Consider the following 19,647-nt stretch of genomic DNA (forward strand, 5'->3'; position numbering starts at 1 on the left):
CGGCCGGTCAGAGTGCTGATCATCCGGGGGTGGTCACTGGGCGCCCATGATCCGTCGCTGCAGGCCGCCGTCGTCTTCAGCCACTTCGGCGGCCGGACCGAGGTCGATCCGGACCGTGTGCACGAGCCCCGTGAACGCGTTGGTCCCGGCGGCGTAGGCGTCGGACACCGGCGTGCCGAGGTCGACGCCTACGTCGAGCGTCTCGTCGAAGGAGAAGTAGTACGCGATCGTCCGCTCCACGCGGGCCGCCGCGAGCTTCTCGCCGTCGGCGGTGAGCACGGCTTCGCCGCCGAGGCCGGGCCCGCCGCCGTCGTAGGTGAACTCGAGGCGCAGCTCGTGCCGGCCCGGGGCGAGCGGGTCGGTCGCCACCGCGGTGAAGTGCTCGAGGCCGAAGTAGTTGTAGACGTAGACCGGGCGGCCGTCGGCGAAGTACAGCGTCCAGCCACCGAAACGGCCGCCCTGCGCGATGACGACGCCGGACGCGCGCGTGGCGGGCAGGTCGACGTCGGCGGTGATGACGTGCGAGCGGTTCTTGACGTTCGGCGTGGTCTCCTCGGTGAAGCGCCGCATCCCACCGCGGTAGGTCACCGACGTCCGCGCGCCCAGCAGGTCGAGCCGCCCCGCCAGCACGGGGTTCTCGCGTTCGGTGACGCGGTCGTCGAGCGGGAACACCTGGTGTTTCGCCGCCTCCACGAGGAAAAGGTCCTGCAGCTCCCGCAATTTCACGGGGTGGTCGGCGGCGAGGTCGCGGGTCTGGCTCCAGTCGCGGGTGAGGTCGTAGAGCTCCCAGACGTCGTCGGAGAACGGCCGACGCTTCGTCGCCACCATCTCCCACGGCACGCCGTGGCGCGTCACCGCGGTCCAGCCCTCGTGGTAGATCCCGCGGTTGCCGCACATCTCGTAGTACTGCGTGTGGTGGCGCTCGGGCGCCGCGGCGTCGGTGATCGTCTCGCGCAGGCTCACGCCCTCGATCGGCTGCTGCTGCACGCCGTCCACGCTGTGGGGCGCGGGAATGCCCGCGCAGTCGAGGATCGTGGGCAGTACGTCGATCACGTGGCCGTACTGGTGGCGCAGCCCGCCGGCCTCGGCGCCGCCCGCGGGCCAGTGCACGATCAGCCCGTCGCGGGTGCCACCGAGGTGCGAGGCGACCTGTTTCGTCCACTGGTACGGCGTGTTCAGCGCGAGCGCCCACCCGGCGGGCGCGATCGGGTAGGTGCCGGGGTCCCCGATCTCGTCGAGGTGGCGGATCATCTCCTCCGGGTCGTCGACGAGCCCGTGGCCCAGCCGGTGTTCCACGAGTGTGCCCTCGACGCCGCCTTCGCCCGACGCGCCGTTGTCGCCGAGCAGGTAGAGGAACAGTGTGTTGTCGAGCTCGCTCAGCTCGTCGAGCGCGGAGACGAACCGGCCGACCTGCGTGTCGGCGTGTTCGACGAACCCCGCGAACGTCTCCATGAACCGCGCGGCCAGCCGTCGGCGGGTGTCGTCGAGCTCGTCCCAGCGCGGCACGCCTTCGGCCCACGGCGCGAGTTCGGTGTCCCCGGGCACCACGCCGAGCTCCTTCTGCCGCGCCAGCGTCAGCTTCCGCTGCCGGTCCCAGCCGTGGTCGAACCGGCCGCGGTGGCGCTCGCGCCATTCGCGGCCGACGTGCAGCGGCGCGTGGGCGGCGCCGAGGGCGAGATAGGTGAAGAACGGGCGGTCCGGCGTGAGCGTGCGCTGTGTGCGCACCCAGTCGACGGCGTGGTCGACGAGGTCCTCGGTCAGGTGGTAGCCGTCCTCCGGCCGCCGGCCGGGTTCGACCGGCGTGGTTCCCTGGTACAGCAACGGGTACCAGTGGTTCATCTCCGCGCCCAGGAAGCCGTAGAAGGTGTCGAACCCCTCGCCGGTCGGCCACCGGTCGAAGGGGCCGACCGCGCTGATCTCGCGCGGCGGCGTCTGGTGCCACTTGCCGAACGCGGCTGTGCTGTACCCGTTGCCCTGCAGGATCTGCGCGAGCGTGGCGGCACTGCGCGGGCGAAAGCCGTGGTAACCCGGCGCCGAGGTCGCCATCTCCGTGGTGCCGCCCATGCCGACGGAGTGGTGGTTGCGTCCGGTCAGCAGCGCCTGGCGGGTCGGTGAGCACAGCGCCGTGACGTGGAAGCGCGTGTAGCGCAGCCCGCCGGCCGCGAGCCGGTCGGCCGTCGGCATGGCGCACGGGCCGCCGAACGCACTCGACGTGCCGAAACCCAGGTCGTCGGCCAGCACCACCACGACGTTCGGCGCGCCTTCCGGTGGTGGTACCGGCCCGATCGGCGTTCCCCTGCCGCGCTGCTCGCGCACGTCGAGTGCCGTGGGCGCGGGCACGGGCACGTCCGGGCGCGGCAGTACGTGGCGCCCGGCGGGGAACGCGGACATGAAGGGCTCCTTCCGAAGCGGACGCCAACGAGCTTCACAGCGGCGAGCCCGCGGCGGCCAGGCTCCGGACGGGGGTGGCCCAGACCGGAATTCGATCAGCCCGAGAGGTGATCCTTATGGGGTCCCGCCCGCGAGGGCGAGGAACCGTTCGGCCGCGGGGGAGAGCGGCCCGGTGCGCCAGACCATCCGGCCGCGCCGCAGCAACGGCGGGTCCAGTGGCACGGTGATCGCGCCCTGGCGACGGGCGTCTTCGGCCATCGCGCGGGGCAGCAGCGCCGCACCGGCTCCGGCCAGCACGAGGGGCACGATCATCGCGCGGTGCTCGGTCTCCACGACGACGCGGGGCTCGGCCGTGCCGCGCAGGGCTTCCTCGACGATCCACCGCGTCGCCGTGCCCGGCGGCGTGGTGACCAGGTCCAGCGCGGCGAGCTCGGTCACCGGCAGCACGTCGCGCACCGGCGAGTCCGCGGGCAGCACGGCGAACACCTCCTGCTCGGCGAGGTCGAGCCCGGCGAGCCCCGGCGTTTCGGCACCGGACTCGACGAGACCGACCTCGCTCTGTCCATTTCGGACGCGGTTCACGACGTCCGAGCCCGTCTCCGGCGCCCGCACGCGCACGAGGACCCGGGGGTGCGCCGCGCGGAACCGGCCGAGCAGCTTCGCGAGCGGGTCGACGGCGAGCGTGGTTTGCGACGCGAGGTCCAGCGTCCCGCCGCCGAGACCGAGGACCTCGCGCACGGACGCGTCGGCCGTGCAAAGGTCGCGCAGGATCTGCCGGGCCGGGGCGACGAGCGCCGTGCCGGCCGGCGTCAGCGTGGCGCCGTGGGGCAGGCGGTGGAACAGCAGCCCGCCGAGTTCCTTTTCCAGCGTGCGCACGGCGTGCGAGAGCGACGGCTGCGCGACGTGCAGCCGCCGGGCCGCGTTGGTGAAACCGCCGTGGTCGACGACGGCGAGGAAGTACTGAAGCTGGCGGCGTTCCATCCCCGCAGTTCAGGCCACGGGGGCGGGCCGCCGCAAGGCCTGGCGCCGCAACCGGGTGAACTGCTTGGCACTGTTGAGTGCGAAGACCCCGACCGTCACTCCATCGCGCTGGTAGGTCGCCACGAACGCGGGGTCGTCGGGGCCGCCCTCGGTGAACACGACCTCGTCACCGGGCTCGGGGTGGCCGGCGAGCTGCAGGGTGCCTTCGTACTGATCCGACCAGACGTAGCCGCTCGGCGCGTAGTGCCGCGTGGTGGTGCCGGCGAGCAGGTTCGCGACGGCGACACCGGCTTGCTCGCTCGCGTTGGTCCAGTGCTCGTGCCGGTGGCGCCGCCCGCTTTTCTCCGACGGGTGGGCCGCCGACCGGTAGGCCGCGACGTCGCCGGCCGCGACCACGTTGGGCAGTGCGGTGACGAGCCCGCTCGAGACGTGCACGCCGTTGCCCACCTCGAGGCCCGAACCGGCCAGCCACTCGGTCGCGGGCACCATGCCGATCCCGACGACGACCACGTCGGCCGGCAGTTCCTCACCGCCCACGAGCCGGACGCCGGTCACCCGCCCGCCCGCGGTCACGAGCTCGTCGACGGCGGCGCCGCAGCGCAGGACCGTGCCGTGACGATCGTGCAGCCGCGAGCACACCTCGGCCAGCTGTGGTCCCAGCACGCGTTCGAGCGGCGTGGCCAGCGCTTCGAGCACGGTGACGTCGAGACCGAGCGAGCGGCAGGTCGACGCGACCTCCGCCCCGATGAACCCGGCGCCCACGATCACCACCCGCGCGCCCGACACCAGCTCCGCGCGCAGGGCCAGCGCGTCGTCCAGCGTCCGCAGCACGTGGACCCCGGCGACGCCCTCCGTGCCGGGCAGTGTCCGCGCGCGCCCGCCCGTGGCGAGCACGACGCCGTCCACCGCCAGGTCACCGCCGTCGGAGAGCACGAGCCGGCCGGCGGCGGCGTCGAGCCGTTCCGCCTGGGTGCCCAGCCGCAGCTCCAGCGACGCCGTGTCGTCGGCATCGAGCAGGTCCAGCGACTCCCTCTCGGCGGTGCCGGCGAGGAAGGCCTTCGACAGCGGTGGCCGGTCGTAGGGCAGGTGCGGTTCGGCCCCGACGAGCACCACCCGGCCGTCGAACCCTTGCGCGCGCAGCTCCTGCGCGGCTCGCGCCCCGGCGAGCGAAGCGCCGACGATCGCGACGCTTTTCACGCGGCGTCCTCGGCGCGTTCCGCCTGCACGTAGATCACGCCACCGTCGACGAGTACCTCGTACGTGCGCACCGGCTCCTTCGCGGGCAGGCACGACGGCATCCCCGTCCGCAGGTCGAACAGTGCTGCGTGCAGCGGGCATTCGACGAAGCAGCCTTCGAGCCAGCCGTCGGCCAGGGACGCGTCCTGGTGGCTGCACGTGTCGCCGATCGCGTAGAGCTCGCCGTCGGCGTTGAACACCGCGATCGGCTCGGGCCCCGCGATCCGGACGGATTCGCCGGGGGACAGTTCGTCCACTGTGCACGCGCGCAGCATCTGGGCCTCCGGGAGGAGCTGGGGTGTGCTTGTGATGGGGTGCTTTTGATGGGCATAGTGTTGCGTATGGGGGAACGCAGAACGCGATACGCAACAAGTCTGAGTGTGCGGGCGGGGTGCCGTCAAGAGGTGTCCGGGGTCCGATCGGGGCGGATTTTGTGGCCTGTTCCCGGGCACGCCGCAGACCCGTGCGCCGGGTGGGCGCACGGGTCCGGCAGACCGGCGGCTACGCGGGACTGTGGCGGTAGAAGGGCTGCTTGATCGGGGCGAGCGGGGTGTTGCCGAGGATCAGGTCCGCGGACTTCTCGGCGGTCATCATCACCGGCGCGTAGATGTTGCCGTTGGGGATGTAGGGCAGCACCGACGCGTCGACCACCCGCAGGCCCTCGGTGCCGTGCACGCGCATGCTGCCCGGGTCCACCACGGACAGTTCGTCCACGCCCATCTTCGCGGTGCACGAGGGGTGCAGCGCGGTCTCGGCGTCCTTGGCGACCCAGTCGAGGATCTCCTCGTCGGTCTCCACGGCCGGCCCGGGCGAGATCTCGCCGCCGTTGAACGGGTCGAGCGCGCTCTGGTTGAGGATCTTGCGCGCCACCCGCACGGCCTCCACCCACTCGCGGCGGTCGTTGTCCGTGGACAGGTAGTTGAACCGCAGCGCCGGGTGCTCGCGCGGGTCGGTGGAGGTGATCTTCACCGTTCCGCGGGTGTCGGCGTACATCGGTCCGACGTGCACTTGGTAGCCGTGCCCGCCCGCCGGCACCGAGCCGTCGTAGCGGATGGCGATGGGCAGGAAGTGGAACATCAGGTTGGGGTAGGCCACCGCGTTGTTGCTGCGGACGAACCCGCCGCCCTCGAAGTGGTTGGTGGCCGCGGGTCCCGAGCGCAGGAACAGCCACTGCGCACCGATCCACGGCCGCTTCCACTTCGCGAGCGAGGGCTGCATCGACACCGGCTGCTTGCACGCGTACTGGATGTAGACCTCGAGGTGGTCCTGCAGGTTCTCCCCGACACCCGGCAGATCACGCACCACATCGATGCCCAGCTTCTCCAGCTCGGCCGCGTTGCCGACGCCGGAGAGCTGCAGCAATTGCGGCGTGTTGATCGCGCCGCCGCACAGGATGATCTCCTGGCCGTACACCTCCGCGGGCGCGCCGCGGCCCTGCGTGTACTCGACGCCGATCGCGCGGGTGCCGTCGAAGAGGATCTGCGACACGAACGCGTGGGTCTTCACGGTCAGGTTCTTCCGGTGCAGCACCGGGTGCAGGTACGCGCGGGCGGCCGAGAGCCGCCGTCCCTTGCGGACGTTGCGGTCGAAGGCGGCGAAACCCTCCTGCCGGTAGCCGTTCACGTCGTCGGTACGCGGGTAACCGGCCTGTACCGCGGCGTCGAAGAAGGCCTCGAACAACGGGTTGGTCGCCGGCCCGCGTTCCAGCTCGAGCGGGCCGTCGTGGCCGCGCCACGGCCCGTCGGGCGCGTCGGCGAGGCAGTTCTCCATGCGGCGGAAGTACGGCAGGCAGTGGGCGTAGTCCCACTCGGACATGCCGGGGTCGCCCGCCCAGCGCTCGTAGTCGAGCGGGTTGCCGCGCTGGAAGATCATCCCGTTGATGCTGCTGGACCCGCCGAGCACCTTGCCGCGCGCGTGGTAGATCCGCCGCCGGTTCATGTGCGGCTCTGGTTCGCTGCGGTAGCCCCAGTCGTAGTACTTGCTGCCGATGGGGAACGTCAGCGCGGCGGGCATGTGGATGAACACGTCCCACTTGGCGTCTTCGCGGCCGGCTTCGAGGACCAGCACCTTCGTCGCGGGGTCGGCGGAGAGGCGGTTGGCGAGCGCGCAGCCCGCGGACCCGCCGCCGACGATGACGAAGTCGTAGGTCTCGGTACTCATGTCTCCTCCTTCTCTCAGCTGGTCACGGAACCGGGCGCCGGGGTGTCCGGCTGGTGTTCGGGGCTCGTGTGCGCGGCGGCCCAGTGCCGGCGACGCACCCACAGCAGGACCCCGCCGACGAGCACGATCAACGCGGTGACGAGCACGGCACCCCACTGGAAGTACCAGTGGTCGTCGCCGTAGACCTCGGCCCGCGGCCAGATCAGGTTGATCGTCATGCCCGCGCCGTAGAGCACCGCGACGAAGTTCACCAGCGTGCCCCAGCGGCCGAGCTTGAAGTACGGGCCGTGCTCGGGGCGCGGCCACCGCCCGCGCAGGCGGCGCACCAGCATCGGGCCGGTGACCATCAGATAGGGGATGTAGAACAGGATGATCGCCGTCGAGGTGAGCACGAAGAACGCACGCTGGTTGCCGAGGTTGATCAGCAGCACCACGACCGTGAGCCCGCCGGTGATCAGCGCCGGCAGCACCGGCGTCTTCGAGCGCGGCGACACCTTCGCCAGCGCCTTGCTGAACGGCAGCCGCCCGTCGCGGGCCATCGCGAAGGTCATGCGGATCGCGGCGGTCTGCACGGCCAGGCAGCACACCGTGATCGCGATGGCCGAGCAGATCAGGAACGCGTCGCCGAGACCGGTGCCGAGCGTGCTCTTGAGCAGGTACGGCATGCCGGACGTGGAGAGCTCCTCGGCGTTCAAGTCGCCGACGGCCATCATGCCGACGAGCATCATCAGCCCGCCCACGATGAACGCGGCCGTGATCGCGCGGATGATCGCTCGTGGCGCGTGCTTGCGCGGCTGCGTGGTCTCCTCCGCGAGCGAGCCGGCGGTGTCGAAGCCGTAGAACACATACGCGCTCATCAGCGACGCGACCAGGAACGCGCCGAGGTACCCGAGCGACTGGCCGTCGCCGGTGCCGTGGGTGTCGAACACCAGCCCCGGGCCGCGTTTGATGTGCACGGCCAGCGCGATGATCAGCAGGACGCTCGCGCCGAGCTCCACGGCCACGCCGAAGTTGTTGATCTTCGCCATCAGCTTCACGCCGATGATGTTCACGATCGTCGCGAACACCACGAGCACGAGCGCGAGGATGATCGCGTTCTGCGCGCCGCCGGGGGTGGAGGTGAGGCCGGCGTCGGAGTCGCTGCCGACGATCTGGAACGCCGTGGAGACCTGCGGCAGGATGATCTGGTAGGCCACCGCGACGGCCGCGGCCGTCACGATCGCGCCGATGATCATGATCCAGCCCGCGAGCCACGACGTCGCCGGTTTCGCGATCTGCTTGGCCCACTGGTACACCGAACCGGCGAGCGGGAACTGCCCGGCCAGCTCGGCGAAGCACAGCGCCACGGCCAGCTGGCCGATGAACACGAGCGGCCAGGTCCAGATGAAGGCCGGGCCGCCTGAGCCGAAGCCGAAGAAGAACAGCTGGAACACGCCGGTCATGATCGAGATGTAGCTGAACCCGGCGGCGAAGCTGGAGAAGGAGCCGAGTGAGCGCTCGAGTTCCTGGCGGTACCCGAACTTGGCGAGCTCGGAGCTGTCGGAGTGGTCCCCGGCGGACCCCCCGCCCGCCGGCTTGGATCGTGTGGTCATGGTTCGTCGTCCTCAAAGGTGGTGGGGCGGGGGATCAGGGGGTGGCGAGCGGATCAGCCTTTGAACCAGCGCTGCGGTACGGGGTCGATGTTGTGGTAGACGTGCTTGGTCTCGCGGTACTCCGCCAGCCCCGAGGGGCCGAGCTCACGGCCGATGCCCGACCGGCCGAACCCGCCCCACTCCGCCTGCGGCAGGTAGGGGTGGTAGTCGTTGATCCACACGGTGCCGTGGCGCAGCGCCCCGGCCACGCGCTGCGCCCGCCCGGCGTCCGAAGTCCACACGGCACCGGCGAGCCCGTAGTCGGTGTCGTTGGCGAGCGTGATGGCCTCGGCCTCGTCGGTGAACCGCTCCACGGTGAGCACCGGCCCGAAGACCTCCTCCCGCACTACGGCCATGTCGCGGGTGCAGCCGGAGAACAGGGTGGGGCGCAAGAAGAACCCGCGCTGCAACGCGGGATCGTCAGGCCGGACGCCGCCCGCGCGCAGCTTCGCACCCGCCTTGACGGCGCCGGCGATGTAGCCCTCGACCTTCGCCCGGTGCTGTGCGGACACGAGCGGGCCCGCCTCGCTGGCGGGGTCGAGCCCGTCGCCGATGCGGATCCGGTCGGCCCGCGCGGCGAGCTCGGCGACGAAGCGGTCGTGCACGCCGTCCTGCACGATCAACCGCGCGCCGGCCGAGCAGACCTGTCCGGAGTGGACGAACGCGGCGGCCAGCGCGTAGTCCAGCGCGGTTTCGAAATCGGCGTCGTCGAACACCACGTTGGGGTTCTTGCCGCCCAGTTCGAGGGCTACGCGCCGGACGCCGCGCGCGGCCGCGGCCATGATCTTCTCGCCCGTGGCGAGCCCGCCGGTGAAGGACACGAGGTCGACGCCGGCATGCTCCACCAGGGCCGCGCCGACCGCACCCGGGCCGAGCAGCAGGTTCACCGCCCCGGGCGGCACGCCGGCTTCTTCGGTGAGCGCGACGAGCCGGATCGTGGACAGCGGCGTGACCTCACTCGGTTTGAGCACGGTGGTGTTGCCCGCGGCCAGCGCCGGCGCGAGCTTCCACGACATCTGCAGCAGCGGGTAGTTCCACGGCGCGATGAGCGCGCAGACACCCACCGGTTCGTGCGTGATCCGGCTGATCGCGCGCGGGTCGCCGGTGTCCACCACGCGCCCGGCGTCGTGCGCGGCCAGGGCGGCGTAGTAGCGGAAGACCGCGGTGACGTCGTCGATGTCGATGCGGCCCTCGGCCAGCGTCTTGCCCGTGTCGAGCGTTTCGGTGCGGGCCAGGGCCTCGCGGTCGCGCTGCAGCAGCGCGGCGATGCGGGTGAGCAGGTCCGCGCGGTCGGCCGCGGTCGTTCTTCGCCAGGGCCCGGCGTCGAACGCCCGGCGGGCCGCGGTCACGGCGGCGCCGACCTCGGCGGGACCCGCCACGGCCACGGTGGCCAGCACTTCGCCGGTGGCGGGGTTGAAAACTTCCGAGCGCGCCTCGTCGGCGGCTTCGGTCCAGATTCCGTCGATGTGGAGGTCCTTCATCAGGCCTTCCCAAGCAGCTCGCGGAGCCTTTTGCCGCGCGGGGTGTGACGCGCGGCACTTCGAGTGCGTACATTTGTACGCTAAGCGTGTACACATGTCCACAACGAGTTCTCGGCGCCGACACCAGGCGTTCGCACGAGGCCGTGCGACGATCAGCGGTGCCCGACGAGACCGGTGAGTGAAGGAGCTTGGCGGCGATGACGACGCGTGACACCGCCGGGCGCAGGAAGCTGCGCGGGCCCAACGACCCCGAGCGGCGGGCCCGGATCGCGAAGGCGGCGATCGAGGTCGTGGCCGAACGCGGCATCGACGGGCTGACCCACCGCGCGGTCGCGGCGGCGGCCGGGGTGCCACTCGGTTCCACGACCTACCACTTCGCGACGCTCGACGACCTGCTCGAGGTGGCGCTGCACGAGGCCGCCGCGAGCAACGTGCGCGAGCTTCGGGAGTGGGAGCAGGCGCTCGACCCGGAGGCCGACTTCGCCGCGGCGCTGGCCGATCTGGTGATGGGCTACATCCACGAGCTCTACCCGCACACGGTCGTCGAGTACGACCTCTACGTCGCCGCCCTGCACCGGCCGCGGCTGCGGCCGGCGAGCGCCGCGTGGGACGACGCCCTGATCAAATTGTTCTCCACCCGCACCGACCCGCTCACCGGCCGGCTGCTCGCCGGGTTGTTCTGCGGCCTGCTCATGCAGGCGGCGCTGGCCGACCCGCCGCCGACCCGGCCTGAGATCGAAGCGCTCTTCCGTCGCGCCATCGAGGGCCCCGCGGCCTGACGGGCTTTCGTTGGGGTTGAGCCGAAACCGCTTCCGCGCACCAGGTTCGAGGCGGCGTCCGGTAATCGGGTGACGCGAAAATCCCGTCCTTGACAGCGCCGGTCGAGCGCCCGCATTGTGTTCCGGAGAGAGCAACCCGGCGCGTCCTGCGCAACATCAACGCCGGGGGTGCCTCTCCCGTGACTTCTGCCGTTTTCGCGCCCGGCACCTCCCGCATCGAGCCGGCCCCGCCCCGACCGTCCCGCCCCGAGAGGAGCACCGCCGGTGACCACCACCGACCTCCCGCAGAGCCTCCTGCCGACGCTGTCCGGCCGCCATTACACCGACCCGGAAATCTTCGCCCGTGAGCAGGAGCGGATCTTCGAGACGGACTGGTTCTGCGCCGTGCGCACCGCGGACCTGCCGACCGCGGGGATGTTCGAGACCGTGCAGATCGGCCGCGAGAGCGTGCTCGTCGCCCGCGGCCGCGACGGGAAGGTGAACGCGTTCCTCAACGTGTGCCGCCACCGCGGCGCGCGCCTGTGCACCGACGCGCGAGGGCAGGTGAAGCGCGCGTTCCAGTGCATGTACCACGCGTGGACCTACGGCCTCGACGGCAAGCTCATCGCCGCGCCGAACCTCACCGGCATGCCCGACGTCGACCGCACCGAGTACGGGCTCACGAAGCTGGCCGTGCGCGAGTGGCTCGGCTACGCGTGGGTGTGCCTGGCCGAGGAACCGCCGTCGTTCGAGGCCACGGTGATGGCCGACGTCTCGGACCGGCTCGGCGGGCCGGGGGAGATCGAGGCGTACGGGCTCGACGGGCTCGCGCTCGGCCGGCGCATCGAGTACGACGTGAAGGCCAACTGGAAGCAGATCATCGAGAACTTCATGGAGTGCTACCACTGCGCGACGATCCACCCGGAGCTCACCGAGGTGCTGCCGGAGTTCGCCGACGGCTACGCCGCGCAGTACTACGTGGGCCACGGCGCGGAGTTCGGCGAACAGATCGCCGGGTTCACCGTGGACGGCAGCGAGGGCGTCACGCGGCTGCCGGGTGTGGGGGAGCACCAGGACCGCCGCTACTACGCGATCACCATCCGGCCGCAGGTGTTCGTGAACCTCGTGCCGGACCACGTGATCCTGCACCGGATGTTCCCGCTCGCCCCGGATCGCACGCTCGTGGTGTGCGACTGGCTCTACCTGCCCGAGGTGGTGGAGTCCGGGGCGGACCTCGACCGCTCGGTGGAGCTGTTCCACCGCGTGAACCTGCAGGACTTCGAGGCGTGCGAACGGTGCCAGCTCGCGATGGACTCGCGTTCCTACGCCCGAGGCGGCGTGCTGGTGCCGAGCGAGCACCACATCGGCGCGTTCCACGACTGGGTCCGCGCGCGGACCGAAGGTTAGATCAGCGCGCGGATCGCCTGTTCGAACCCGGTCACGTGGTCGAGTGTGAGGTCGGCGGCCTTCTTCGCGTCGCCCTCGATGATCGCCGTGAGCAGCGGCAGGTGCTCGTTCACGTGGCCGGCCATGCCGCGCAGGCGCGGCAGGAACACACACCAGATGCGGGTGGCGAGGTTGTCGTAGTGGATCAGGGTGTCCTCGAGGAACGGGTTGTGCACGCAGCCGTAGATCGCGCGGTGTAGTTCGAGGTCGGTGCGCAGCAGCTCGGTGTTGTCGGCCGGGTTCGCCGTGTCGAGCTGCTCGCGCAGCACCGTGAGGCCGGCGCGGTCGGCGTCCGACGCGCGCTCGGCCGCGGCCGCCGTCGCCATCGGCTCCAGGGTGCGGCGCACCTCGGAGATGTGCGCGAGGTCGGAGATGTTCACGTCGGTGGCGAACGTGCCGCGGCGCGGGTAGGCGACCACGAGGTGCTCGGTCTCGAGGCGTTTGAGCGCCTCGCGCACGGGCGTGCGACCCATGCCGAGCATGCTGCCGAGCCAGTCTTCGTTGATCGGGTCGCCCGGTTTGATGTCGAGCATGACGAGGCGGTCGCGGATGAACAAGTAGGCCTGTTCCGCGAGTGACGGGCCGCTGACCGGGATCGGGCTGTTGACCTGGGTGCTCACCCCACCTACCCTACATCGAAGATTGATATATCAGAAGTCGATCAGCCAGTTCTGAGTCCAGCGAACGGAAGCAGGCAGGAATGACCTCGACGATCGGGGGAGCGGGCGCCGTGCTCGGCCGCTCCCTGCAGGACTTCGACCCGGACGTGGCCGCCGCGATCGGCGCCGAGATGCGTCGCCAGACCTCGACGCTGGAGATGATCGCCAGCGAGAACTTCGCGCCCACGGCGGTGCTGCAGGCCCAGGGCTCGGTGCTCACCAACAAGTACGCCGAGGGCTACCCGGGCCGGCGCTACTACGGCGGGTGCGAGCACGTGGACGTGCTGGAGAACCTGGCGCGCGAGCGCGTCAAGGAGCTCTTCGGCGCCCGCTTCGCGAACGTCCAGCCGCATTCGGGCGCGCAGGCCAACGCCGCCGCCATGGCCGCGCTGCTCAAACCCGGCGACCGCATCTTCGGCCTCGCGCTCGCGCACGGCGGGCACCTCACGCACGGCCTGCGGATCAACTTCTCCGGCCTGCTCTACGAAGTCTCGGCCTACGAGGTGTCCGAAAAGGACTTTCGCGTGGACCTGGCCGAGGTCGCGCGGCTCGCGCGGGAGCACCGGCCGAAGCTGATCATCGCCGGCTGGTCGGCCTACCCGCGGCAGCTGGACTTCGCGCGGTTCCGCGAGATCGCCGACGAGGTGGGCGCGTACCTGATGGTCGACATGGCTCACTTCGCCGGCCTTGTGGCCGCCGGGCTGCACCCGTCGCCGGTGCCCCACGCGCACGTCACGACCACGACCACGCACAAGACCCTCGGCGGCCCGCGTGGCGGCGTCGTGCTGACGAACGACCCGGAGCTGGCGAAGAAGGTGAACTCCGCGGTGTTCCCCGGCCAGCAAGGCGGCCCGCTGGAGCACGTGATCGCGGCGAAGGCGGTGGCGTTCAAGATGGCCGCCGAACCGGAGTTCGCCGAACGCCAGGCCCGCACGTTGCGCGGCGCGAAGCTGCTCGCCGAACGGCTGCTGGCCGACGACACCACAGCGGCCGGCATCTCCGTGCTGACCGGCGGCACCGACGTGCACCTGGTGCTGGCCGACCTGCGCGAGTCCGTGTTGGACGGAAAGCAGGCCGAGGACCGCCTGCACTCGGTGGGGATCACGGTGAACCGCAACGGCGTCCCGTTCGACCCGCGTCCGCCGATGGTCACCTCGGGCATCCGCATCGGCACCCCGGCGCTGGCCACGCGCGGCTTCGGTGACGACGAGTTCCGGGAGGTCGCGGACATCGTGGCCACGGCGTTGCTGCCCGGATTCGACGAAACCGTCGCGGAGAAGCTGCGCGCCCGCGTGGCCGCCCTCACCGCGAGGTTCCCGCTCTACCCGGACTTGGAGGCCCCGCAGTGAACCCGACGGCCCCCGGCGCCGACCTGCCCGAACACCCGGACTTCCTCTGGGACAACCCGGAACCGAAGCGGTCCTACGACGTCGTCGTGGTCGGCGGCGGGGGCCACGGCCTCGCCACCGCCTACTACCTCGCGAAGGTCCACGGCATCACCAACGTCGCCGTGCTGGAGAAAGGCTGGCTCGCGGGCGGCAACATGGCCCGCAACACCACCATCATCCGGTCCAACTACCTGTGGGACGAGAGCTCCGGCATCTACGAGCACTCGCTGAAGCTGTGGGAAGGCCTGGAGGAGGACCTCGGCTACCCGATCCTGTTCAGCCAGCGCGGCGTGCTCAACCTCGCGCACAGCCTGCAGGACGTGCGCGACAGCGTCCGCCGCGTCGAGGCCAACAAGCTCAACGGCATCGACGCCGAGTGGGTCGACGCGGCCGGGGTCAAGGAGATCTGCCCGATCGTCAACACCTCGCCCGACGTGCGGTACCCGGTGCTGGGCGCGACCTACCAGCCGCGCGCGGGGATCGCGAAGCACGACTACGTGGCGTGGGGGTTCGCTCGTGCGGCCGCCGCGCTGGGCGTCGACCTCATCCAGGACTGCGAGGTCACGGGCATCGAGAGCACAGCCGGCCGCGTGACCGCGGTCGGCACGACGCGGGGCCGGATCGCCGCCGGCAAGGTCGCGTTGTGCGCCGCCGGGCACTCGTCGGTGGTCGCGAAGATGGCGGGGTTCGACCTGCCGCTGGTGTCGCACCCATTGCAGGCGCTGGTGTCGGAGCTGCTCGAACCGGTGCACCCGACCGTGGTCATGTCGAACGCCGTGCACGTGTACGTGTCCCAGGCGCACAAGGGCGAGCTCGTGATGGGCGCCGGCATCGACTCCTACGCGGGTTACGGCCAGCGCGGCGCGTTCCACATCATCGAGGACCAGATGGCTGCCGCGCTGGAGCTGTTCCCGGTGTTCGCGCGGGCGCACCTGCTGCGCACGTGGGCCGGGATCGTGGACGTCACGCCCGACGCGTCGCCGATCGTCGGCCTCACGCCTGTGGAGAACCTCTACGTCAACTGTGGCTGGGGCACCGGCGGGTTCAAAGCCACGCCCGGCGTCGGCGACTGCTTCGCCCACACCGTGGCGAAGGGCAAGCCGCACCCGTACGCCGAGCCGTTCACCCTCGACCGGTTCACCACCGGCGCCCTCGTCGACGAGCACGGCGCCGCCGCCGTCGCCCACTAGGAGCACCCGTGCAACTCATCCCGTGCCCGTGGTGCGGTCCCCGCGAGGAGACCGAGTTCCACTACGGCGGCCAAGCGCACGTCGCCTACCCGCAGGACCCGGCCGCACTGTCCGACGAGGACTGGGCGAAGTTCGTGTTCTTCCGCGCCAACCCGAGCGGCCCGCTGCCCGAGCGGTGGACTCACAGCGCGGGCTGCCGCCGGTGGTTCAACGCCGTGCGCGACACCCGCACCCACGACCTCCTGGCGGTCTACCGCCTCGACGAGCCCAGGCCGGTGATCCCGTGACCCGACTGCCCGACCGCGGCGTCGTCGACCGCGCCGTCCCGCTGAAATTCACCTTCGACGGCCGGGAGCTGACCGGCTTCCGCGGCGACACCCTCGCTTCGGCCCTGCTCGCGAACGGCGTGCACCAGGTGGCCACGAGCATCAGGTACGGGCGTCCGCGCGGCATCCTCGCGGCCGGCGTCGAGGACGCGACCGCGCTCGTGCAGATCGAAGCGCCGTTCCCGGAGCCGATGCTCAGCGCGACCACAGTCGAGTTGTACGACGGCCTGGTCGCCCGCGGCCTGCCCGGCCAGGGCAAGCTCGCCGCCGAGCCCGACCCGGCGCGTTACGACGCCAAGCACGTCCACTGCGACCTCCTCGTCGTCGGCGCCGGGCCGGCCGGGCTGGCCGCCGCGGCCGGCGCCTCCGGACGAGTGCTCCTGGTCGACGACCAGCCCGAGCCGAGCGGTGAGATCCCGGACGGCGTGCGGTTCCTCTCCCGCACGACGGCGTTCGGCGTGTACGACGACGGGTTCGTGCTGGCGCTGGAACGACGCGGCGAGAACGCGGCCCCCGAGCGGATCTCGCGCCGGCGCGTGTGGCGGATCCGCGCGAAGCGGATCGTGCTCGCGACCGGCGCGCACGAGCGGCCCGTGGTGTTCCCGGACAACGACCGGCCCGGGATCATGCTCGCCGGCGCGGCGCGGACGTACCTGAACCGCTACGGCGTGCTCGCCGGGCGGCGCGCGGTCGTATTCACCACCAACGACAGCGCCTACGCGGCCGCTTTCGACCTCGCCGACGCCGGTGCGGAGATCGCGGTCATCGCCGACGCGCGGGACACCGTGTCCGCTCGCCTGCGGGAAGACGCCGCGGCGCGGGGGATCGAAATCCGGACCGGGCACGGGGTCGTCGGCACCGCCGGGGGTGACCGCATCACGTCGGCGGTCGTCGCGGAACTCGGGGCCATGCAAGGGGATCGCTTCGCCTGCGACCTGCTGCTCGTGTCCGGCGGCTGGAACCCGGCCGTGCACCTTTTCAGCCAGGCTCGCGGCACTCTGCGCTACGCACCCGAGCTCGGCGCGTATGTCCCGGACGGTGACCTGCCGGCCGTACGCGTGGTCGGCAGCGCGGCGGGGGAGGGCCTGCCGGAGGCGAAGGTGCTGTGGCAGGTCCCGGCGGCGGAGTCCGAAGTGGACACCCGATTCGTCGACCTGCAGCGCGACGCCACCGTGTCCGACGTCCTGCGCGCGACCGGCGCCGGCCTGCGGTCGCTGGAGCACGTGAAGCGCTACACGACCATCGGCACCGCGCACGACCAGGGCAAGACGTCCGGGCTGCTCGCCGCGGGCATCACCGCCGAGGCGCTCGGGCGGGACCTGGCCGGGCAGCGGCCGACGACATTCCGCCCGCCCTACACCTCCGTGTCGTTCGCCGCGCTGGCCGGCCGCAATCGCGGCGACCTGCACGACCCGGTGCGGGTGACGGCGCTGCACCCGTGGCACGTCGAGCACGGCGCGGAGTTCGAGAACGTCGGCCAGTGGAAGCGGCCGTGGTACTACCCGCGGCCCGGGGAAGACCTGGAAACGGCCGTGCTGCGTGAATGCCGCGCCGCCCGTACCGGCGTCGCGCTGATGGACGGCTCCACGCTGGGCAAGATCGACGTGCAGGGCCCGGACGCCGCGGCGTTCCTCGACCTGCTCTACACGAACCTGATGAGCTCGCTCAAGGTCGGCCGCATCCGCTACGGCGTGATGTGCGGGGTCGACGGCATGGTCATCGACGACGGCACCGTGATCCGCGTGGCCGAGGACCGGTTCCTCGTCACCACGACCACCGGCAACGCGGCGATGGTGCTGGAGTGGATGGAGGAGTGGCTGCAGACGGAGTGGCCGCACCTGCGCGTGTTCGCCACGTCGGTGACCGAGCATTGGGCCACGATCCCGCTCGTCGGCCCGCGCTCCCGCGCCGTGCTCGCGAAGGTGGCGCCCGGCCTCGACGTGTCGAACGACGCCTTCGGGTTCATGACCTGGCAGGACGCGGTGGTCGCCGGAATCGACGCCCGCGTCTGCCGGATCAGCTTCTCCGGTGAGCTGGCGTACGAGATCAATGCGCCGTCGTGGTACGGGATCACGCTGTGGGAAGCGCTGCTGGCGGCCGGCGCCGAGGACGGGATCACACCGTACGGCACGGAAACCATGCACGTGCTGCGCGCCGAGAAGGGCTACCCGATCATCGGCCAGGAGACCGACGCGACGGTGACCCCGCAGGACCTCGGCATGAGCTGGGCCGTGTCGAAGAAGAAGCCCGACTTCCTCGGCAAGCGGTCCTTCACGCGTGCGGAGAACCTTCGGCCCGACCGCAAGCAGCTCGTCGGCCTGCTGCCGCAGGACCCGGCTGCGCTGCTGCCGGAGGGTTCGCAGCTCATCGAGTCAGACCACGTGCCCGAGCCGCCGGTGCGCATGCTCGGCCACGTGACGTCGAGCTACCGCAGCGCCGCGCTGGGCCGCACGTTCGCCCTCGCGCTCGTGCGGTCCGGACGGGGACGCGTCGGCCAGACGCTGTACGTGCCGGTCGGCGAAGCCGTGGTGCCGGTGACCGTGACGGAATCCGTGCTGTTCGACAAGGAGGGGACCCGTCGTGACGGCTGACCTGATGCGCCGCGCCCCGCTCGCGGACCACGCGGCCGCGCTGGCCGCCCTCGCACCCGCCGTGATCGCGGTGGAGCAGCCGTTCCTGACGCAGCTCACCGTGCGGGTGCGCGGAGGCCATGACGCCGTGGGGGAGATGCTCGGGGTGCCGTTGCCGGCCCAGCCGTGCACCTTCACGTCCGGCCGCGGGCCGTTCGGCGGCGTGGACGTGCTGTGGCTGGGGCCGGACGAGTACCTGGTCCTCGCCGGACCCGGCGCGGTGACCGAGACGGATCTGCGGCCGGCGATCGTGGTCGGGGCGGTGACCGACACGTCGGCGCAGCGCACCACCGTCCGGCTGGCCGGGCCGGCCGTGCGCGACGTGCTCGCGCACCGCTGCGCGATCGACCTGGACCCGGCCGTATCGCCGCCCGGCACCTGTGTGCAGACGTTGCTGGCCCGCACCGGGATCGTGCTGCTGGTCCGCGAGGCCGCCGAGTTCACCGTGCTCGTGCGCCAGTCCTTCGCGCCCTACTTCGCCGCGTGGCTGGCCGACGCCGCCACGGAGTACACCGAGGAGGCACCGTGGCCTTCACGCTGACGCTGAAGTGTCCCGAGCGCGCGGGCATCGTCCACGCCGTCACCACATTCCTGATGGAGCGCGGGTGCGACATCGTCGAGCACCAGCAGTTCGACGACGACGTGCGCGGCTCGCTGTTCCTGCGCACCTGCTTCACCTGTTCCGTGCCGGCCACTGTGGACGATCTCCGGCGAGCGTTCGTGCCGGTGGCCGGTGACTTCGGCATGGAGTTCGAGTTCGCCGACGGTACGGCGCCGCGGGTGCTGGTGATGGTGTCGAAGTTCGGGCACTGCCTCAACGATCTGCTGTTCCGCTGGCGCGCCGGCAGCCTGGGCGCCCGGATCGCGCTCGTGGTGTCGAACCACGAGGACCTGCGCCCGATGGTCGAGGCCGCCGGCGTGCCGTTCGAGCACGTGCCGGTGACTCCCGCGACGAAGGCCGGAGCCGAGCAGCGGCTGCTGGACCTGGTGTGGGAACACGAGATCGACCTCGTCGTGCTCGCCCGGTACATGCAGGTGCTCTCGGACGAGCTGTGCGGCAAGCTCGCGGGCCGCGCGATCAACATCCACCACTCGTTCCTGCCGGGGTTCAAGGGCGCGAAGCCTTACCACCAGGCCTACGACCGGGGCGTGAAGTACGTGGGCGCGACCGCGCACTACGTGACGCCCGACCTCGACGAGGGCCCGATCATCGAGCAGGAGGTGCAGCGCGTGGACCACACGTACTCGCCGCGGGAGCTCGTCACCGTCGGGCGGGACGCCGAGGCGCTCGCCCTGTCGCGAGCGGTCCGCTGGCACAGCGAACGCCGCGTCCTGCTCAACGGCAACAGCACCGTCGTCTTCCGGTAAGG

At 71.3% G+C, this 19,647-nt stretch carries 16 protein-coding genes; 8 read left to right on the forward strand and 8 right to left on the reverse strand.

Annotated elements, in window-relative coordinates; all coding sequences use genetic code 11:
• Nucleotides 1–33 precede the first annotated feature (33 nt).
• The 7 genes from ABZU76_RS40200 to ABZU76_RS40230 form a co-directional block, all read right to left on the reverse strand.
• Nucleotides 34–2,391: an arylsulfatase gene (locus ABZU76_RS40200; RefSeq protein WP_354880063.1), complete on the reverse strand. Its 2,358-nt coding sequence runs from the start codon at nt 2,389–2,391 to the stop codon at nt 34–36.
• 114 nt (nt 2,392–2,505) lie between these two features.
• Entirely contained in the window at nt 2,506–3,372 is an 867-nt protein-coding gene (locus ABZU76_RS40205; protein WP_354880066.1) for a LysR family transcriptional regulator, read from the reverse strand.
• Nucleotides 3,373–3,381: 9 nt separating this feature from the next.
• Complete coding sequence (locus tag ABZU76_RS40210; protein WP_354880069.1) at nt 3,382–4,569, reverse strand: FAD-dependent oxidoreductase; 1,188 nt, start codon at nt 4,567–4,569, stop codon at nt 3,382–3,384.
• On the reverse strand, nt 4,566–4,883 hold the full coding sequence (locus ABZU76_RS40215) for a bifunctional 3-phenylpropionate/cinnamic acid dioxygenase ferredoxin subunit (protein WP_354880072.1): 318 nt from the start codon (nt 4,881–4,883) through the stop codon (nt 4,566–4,568). The genes ABZU76_RS40210 and ABZU76_RS40215 overlap by 4 nt, the downstream gene beginning before the upstream one ends.
• 226 nt (nt 4,884–5,109) lie before the next feature.
• A complete protein-coding gene (betA, locus tag ABZU76_RS40220; protein ID WP_354880075.1) occupies nt 5,110–6,768 on the reverse strand; it encodes a choline dehydrogenase in 1,659 nt (552 codons plus the stop codon).
• 14 nt (nt 6,769–6,782) lie between these two features.
• Nucleotides 6,783–8,360 carry an amino acid permease gene (locus tag ABZU76_RS40225; RefSeq protein ID WP_354880078.1) on the reverse strand — a complete coding sequence of 526 codons (1,578 nt, stop codon included), beginning with the start codon at nt 8,358–8,360 and terminating at the stop codon, nt 6,783–6,785.
• A gap of 53 nt (nt 8,361–8,413) precedes the next feature.
• Nucleotides 8,414–9,880, reverse strand: coding sequence for an aldehyde dehydrogenase family protein (locus ABZU76_RS40230; RefSeq protein WP_354880081.1), 1,467 nt, complete (start codon nt 9,878–9,880; stop codon nt 8,414–8,416).
• 197 nt (nt 9,881–10,077) lie between these two features.
• On the opposite strand from ABZU76_RS40230, the gene ABZU76_RS40235 reads away from it, so the two are divergent.
• Together ABZU76_RS40235 and ABZU76_RS40240 are read left to right on the forward strand one after the other, a co-directional pair.
• Nucleotides 10,078–10,659 (forward strand): TetR family transcriptional regulator, encoded by a 582-nt coding sequence (locus tag ABZU76_RS40235; protein WP_354880084.1) that lies wholly within the window; start codon nt 10,078–10,080, stop codon nt 10,657–10,659.
• 264 nt (nt 10,660–10,923) lie between these two features.
• Nucleotides 10,924–12,045: an aromatic ring-hydroxylating dioxygenase subunit alpha gene (locus ABZU76_RS40240; protein ID WP_354880087.1), complete on the forward strand. Its 1,122-nt coding sequence runs from the start codon at nt 10,924–10,926 to the stop codon at nt 12,043–12,045.
• Here the strand turns inward: ABZU76_RS40240 and ABZU76_RS40245 are convergent.
• Nucleotides 12,042–12,704 (reverse strand): GntR family transcriptional regulator, encoded by a 663-nt coding sequence (locus ABZU76_RS40245; protein WP_354880090.1) that lies wholly within the window; start codon nt 12,702–12,704, stop codon nt 12,042–12,044. The two genes, ABZU76_RS40240 and ABZU76_RS40245, sit on opposite strands and share 4 nt — an antisense overlap.
• Nucleotides 12,705–12,784: 80 nt before the next feature.
• Here ABZU76_RS40245 and glyA point away from each other — a divergent pair, with 80 nt between their 5' ends.
• The 6 genes from glyA to purU are packed head-to-tail and all read left to right on the forward strand — an operon-like array spanning nt 12,785 to nt 19,645.
• Nucleotides 12,785–14,092, forward strand: a complete 1,308-nt coding sequence (gene glyA, locus ABZU76_RS40250; RefSeq protein WP_354880093.1) for a serine hydroxymethyltransferase — start codon at nt 12,785–12,787, stop codon at nt 14,090–14,092.
• Nucleotides 14,089–15,321, forward strand: coding sequence for a sarcosine oxidase subunit beta family protein (locus ABZU76_RS40255; protein ID WP_354880096.1), 1,233 nt, complete (start codon nt 14,089–14,091; stop codon nt 15,319–15,321). Before glyA ends, ABZU76_RS40255 begins: the two co-directional genes overlap by 4 nt.
• Before the next feature lie 8 nt (nt 15,322–15,329).
• Nucleotides 15,330–15,608: a sarcosine oxidase subunit delta gene (locus ABZU76_RS40260; RefSeq protein WP_220240537.1), complete on the forward strand. Its 279-nt coding sequence runs from the start codon at nt 15,330–15,332 to the stop codon at nt 15,606–15,608.
• A complete protein-coding gene (locus ABZU76_RS40265; RefSeq protein WP_354880099.1) occupies nt 15,605–18,238 on the forward strand; it encodes a 2Fe-2S iron-sulfur cluster-binding protein in 2,634 nt (877 codons plus the stop codon). The genes ABZU76_RS40260 and ABZU76_RS40265 overlap by 4 nt, the downstream gene beginning before the upstream one ends.
• Nucleotides 18,228–18,818 (forward strand): sarcosine oxidase subunit gamma family protein, encoded by a 591-nt coding sequence (locus ABZU76_RS40270; RefSeq protein ID WP_354880102.1) that lies wholly within the window; start codon nt 18,228–18,230, stop codon nt 18,816–18,818. The genes ABZU76_RS40265 and ABZU76_RS40270 overlap by 11 nt, the downstream gene beginning before the upstream one ends.
• Nucleotides 18,803–19,645 (forward strand): formyltetrahydrofolate deformylase, encoded by an 843-nt coding sequence (gene purU / locus ABZU76_RS40275; protein WP_354880105.1) that lies wholly within the window; start codon nt 18,803–18,805, stop codon nt 19,643–19,645. Before ABZU76_RS40270 ends, purU begins: the two co-directional genes overlap by 16 nt.
• The last annotated feature ends 2 nt before the right edge of the window (nt 19,646–19,647 follow it).

This window comes from Amycolatopsis sp. NPDC005232 (genome assembly GCF_040607795.1).
Lineage (GTDB): Bacteria > Actinomycetota > Actinomycetes > Mycobacteriales > Pseudonocardiaceae > Amycolatopsis.